Source organism: Pseudoalteromonas atlantica (assembly GCA_007988745.1).
Classification (GTDB): Bacteria; Pseudomonadota; Gammaproteobacteria; order Enterobacterales; family Alteromonadaceae; genus Pseudoalteromonas; species Pseudoalteromonas atlantica.
Genome location: BJUT01000097.1, coordinates 1 through 3,908, shown reverse-complemented (window position 1 = coordinate 3,908; position 3,908 = coordinate 1). Strand labels below are relative to the sequence as shown.

At 39.3% G+C, this 3,908-nt stretch carries 2 protein-coding genes; both read left to right on the top strand.

Annotated features, from left to right (window positions below):
* Positions 1–195 precede the first annotated feature (195 nt).
* On the top strand, positions 196–1,611 hold the full coding sequence (locus PAT01_RS19715; protein ID WP_024033645.1) for an alanine/glycine:cation symporter family protein: 1,416 nt from the start codon (positions 196–198) through the stop codon (positions 1,609–1,611).
* A gap of 183 nt (positions 1,612–1,794) precedes the next feature.
* Entirely contained in the window at positions 1,795–3,390 is a 1,596-nt protein-coding gene (locus tag PAT01_RS19710) for a BCCT family transporter (protein WP_096739834.1), read from the top strand.
* Positions 3,391–3,908 lie beyond the last annotated feature (518 nt).

Genomic DNA, 3,908 nt, shown 5'->3' with positions numbered 1-3,908 from the left:
AAACGTTTTATACGCAAGCGTTTTATTGAATAAAATTGCATTTATTTTATACCCATAAGAACCCCACATTAAAAACACATGTTACCCACAAAAGCCTGTGGATAAGACTGCTTTTTTGCTTTTAAAACTAAACTCTTTTGATTTGTTATGGTAAGTTGCCAGCACTTTTTCAACTCATGTACTTAGGTAGTATTCATGACAGATATAATAAATAGTATAAGTGCCTTACTTTGGGGCCAAGTTCTCGTCTACTTATTAATAGCAGCAGGTGTCTTTTTTACCATTCGGTTAGGCTTTATTCAATTTGTACAATTCCCTCATATGTTTAAAGTTATGTTTGGCTCACGTAAATGTGGTGGAGATGAGATTTCTTCTTTTCAGGCTTTTTGTACTTCTTTAGCGGCGCGGGTTGGAACAGGTAATATGGCCGGTGTTGCCGTGGCACTTTATTTAGGTGGCCCTGGCGCTATATTTTGGATGTGGCTGATTGCTTTAATAGGTATGGCAACTAGCTTTGCAGAAAGTACGTTAGCGCAAGCTTATAAAACTAAAGACGCTGATGGCAACTTTAGAGGCGGCCCTGCTTATTATATGGAACGAGGTTTAGGCAAACGCTGGATGGGTGTGTTGTTTTCATTATGCTTAATTTTAGCCTTTGGCCTGGTATTTAATGCTGTACAGTCAAACTCTATTGCTGCCGCATTTGAAGTAGCGTTTGATGTACCTAAGTATATAGTAGGCATTGCACTTGTAATTGGCTCTGGCATCATTATTTTTGGTGGATTAAAAACAATATCACGCTTTGCCGAAATGGTTGTTCCATTTATGGCGCTTGCCTATTTGCTAGTTGCTATATATGTATGTGCGATTAACTTTACTGCCCTGCCTGATGTTATTGTACTTATAATAAAAAGTGCTTTTGGTTTAGAGCAAGCAGGCGCCGGTGCAATTGGCTATGGTGTAACGCAAGCTATGATCCAAGGTATTAAGCGCGGTTTGTTTTCAAACGAAGCCGGTATGGGTAGCGCAGCCAATGCCGCAGCAACGGCAACACCTTATCCACCGCACCCAGCCTCGCAAGGGTATGTGCAAATGCTAGGTGTATTTATAGATACTATTGTGATCTGTACAGCCACTGCCTCATTAATCTTACTGTCTAATCAACTTGTGCCTGAATCGGGTGTATTAGGAATAGAGTTAACGCAAGCCGCACTACAAGAGCACGTAGGTGACTGGGGTACTTACTTTATTGCCATTGCCATTTTGTTTTTTGCATTTACCTCTATTGTCGCGAATTACTCATATGCCGAAACAAACCTAATGTTTTTAGAGCACAACTCTACTAAAGGAATGTTTATATTTAGATTACTTGTATTAGGTATGGTTATGTTTGGTGCCATTGGTGAACTAGGTATTATTTGGACACTTGCTGACATTTCTATGGGCCTTATGGCTATTGTAAACGTGGTTGCACTGTTTATGCTTTCAGGCGTTGTTGTGTGGTTATCAAAAGATTACAACGCGCAAAACAAGCAAGGTGTATTACCTACGTTTGACAAAGACAAGCACCCTAAGCTCGCTAAAGAGGTTGATCCTAACGCGTGGAAGTAACGCTAAATTAAAAAATTATTAAGCGAGCATTAGCTCGCTTTTTTTTGCCTTTCAAACTATATAAAAATTTATTAATGTATTTCAGAGATATATACCATAATTAAATATCAGTAATAGGCGCTTTTTGATTTACTTAAGTACTATAAAATTGAAGTTTGTTATCTATAATATAAAGGAGTCATGATGGATGACCAATTGAACAAATACAGTATTGACACTACCGATTATCAGGTAGGTCAAGATAACGTACAAAAATGGGGGTTTGATGTTCATAACCCAGTGTTTGGAATAAGCGCATTTTTAGTCATATTATTTGTTGCCCTTACCTTATTGCTTGACCCTGAAGTGGTCAGGGAAGCACTTACCTCAACTAAAGATGCCATTATCAATAAATTTGATAGCTACTTCATGTTGATTGCTAATGGTTTCGTATTATTTTGCTTTGCACTTGCGCTCTCCCCTCTTGGTAAAATTCGCTTAGGGGGTGTTGATGCAAAACCTGAACATGGTTATCTCTCATGGCTGGCAATGTTATTTGCCGCAGGAATGGGGATAGGTTTACTGTTTTGGGGTGTTGCAGAGCCCGCAGCCTATTATACTGATTGGTACTTAATGCCAATGAACGCAGAGCCAAATACCCCAGAAGCGCACTCTTTAGCCATGGGCGCCACCATGTATCACTGGGGCTTACATGGTTGGGCAATTTATGCCATTGTTGCACTTAGCTTAGCGTTTTTTGCTTACAATAAAGGCCTTCCGTTATCTATACGCTCCGTGTTTTATCCCTTATTTGGCGATCGTGCTTGGGGTTGGCTGGGTCATGTTATTGATATACTTGCTGTACTCTCTACGCTTTTTGGTTTAGCAACGTCTCTTGGTTTAGGGGCACAGCAAGCAACAAGTGGTATTAATTATTTAATGGGCACTGACTACGGCACCGCTTTTCAAATTACAGTTATAGCACTCGTTACCTGTATTGCTATTGTTTCTGTTATTAAAGGCATTGAAGGGGGTGTGAAAGTACTTAGTAACATCAATCTTATATGTGCATTTATTTTACTTGTAGCCATAATATCGCTTACTTTTAGTGACTCAATCACAGCAATATGGTTTACCTTTGGTGCATATGTAGAACATATGGTTCCGCTTAGTAATCCGTTTGGCCGTGAAGATGAAGACTGGATGCATGCCTGGACAGTATTTTACTGGGCATGGTGGATATCGTGGTCGCCGTTTGTAGGAATGTTTATTGCCCGCGTTTCTAGAGGCCGTACCGTGCGAGAATTTTTATTAGTCGTCATTGGCCTGCCAACACTATTAAGCTTAGTGTGGATGGGGGTATTTGGTAATTTAGCGATTTCACAAATTATTGATAAAGTAGGCCCACTTGGGCAAAACGGGTTAACCGATATCTCTGTGACGCTATTTCAGGTTTATGAGCAGCTTCCGCTTAGTGGCCTTATTAGTGTGATCTCAATTGTGCTTGTTTTAGTGTTTTTTATTACCTCTTCTGATTCTGGCTCACTTGTAATAGATGGCATAACCGCTGGCGGAAAAATTGATGCGCCGGTACCACAACGTATATTTTGGGCATCGATTGAAGGGGCAATAGCCGCCGTATTACTGTGGGTAGGTGGCTCTCAAGCCTTGCAGGCTCTGCAATCTGGAGTAGTAACCACTGCGTTACCTTTCTCAATTGTGCTTATTTTAATGTGCGTGGCGCTTATTCAAGGTTTAATGAGCGAATACCCTATTTATAAGGCACAAACAAAGTTATAGCATTATGTACTTTAGCAAAGCGGCTTTGTGTCGCTTTGCTTTGCACTTTATTTCCTCCCTTACCTACACTTCAGCTAATACATTAACGACCGTATTTAATTATCAAGCTGTTTAGCTTTGGCAATACACCTCTTAAACACGTTGTTTTAAATAAATAGAGCGCACATATCAGCGCATAATAACCAAGCGCTATTAGTTACACCTTTAGCTATCAAGTTTATATCATCAGGTAGTCGCGCATGTATGCAAAATTGATTGATGAACTGAATTGGATTTAGACGGCAGCAGCAAAGGGATATAGGAAAAGTAATGTAGGTTTAATCAACTAACGCTAACGTGTAACAATACATATGCTTTGCTTTAAGCACGATTGTCTGCCTCAAAATTAGTCACTTGATTAAGCCAATTGCTATTAATCTTTAAGGAATAGGCAAAAACATAAACAAAGTGATTGTTATATAAAAAATGGATGTTTATTTAAAAATAGGGAGTATTTAATTTACTAAAAGGACTTTAGT

Excerpts from the sequence above, each read along its gene's own strand:
- PAT01_RS19715 (WP_024033645.1), top strand. The coding sequence starts at position 196 with ATGACAGATATAATAAATAGTATAAGTGCCTTACTTTGGGGCCAAGTT.
- PAT01_RS19710 (WP_096739834.1), top strand. The coding sequence starts at position 1,795 with ATGGATGACCAATTGAACAAATACAGTATTGACACTACCGATTATCAG.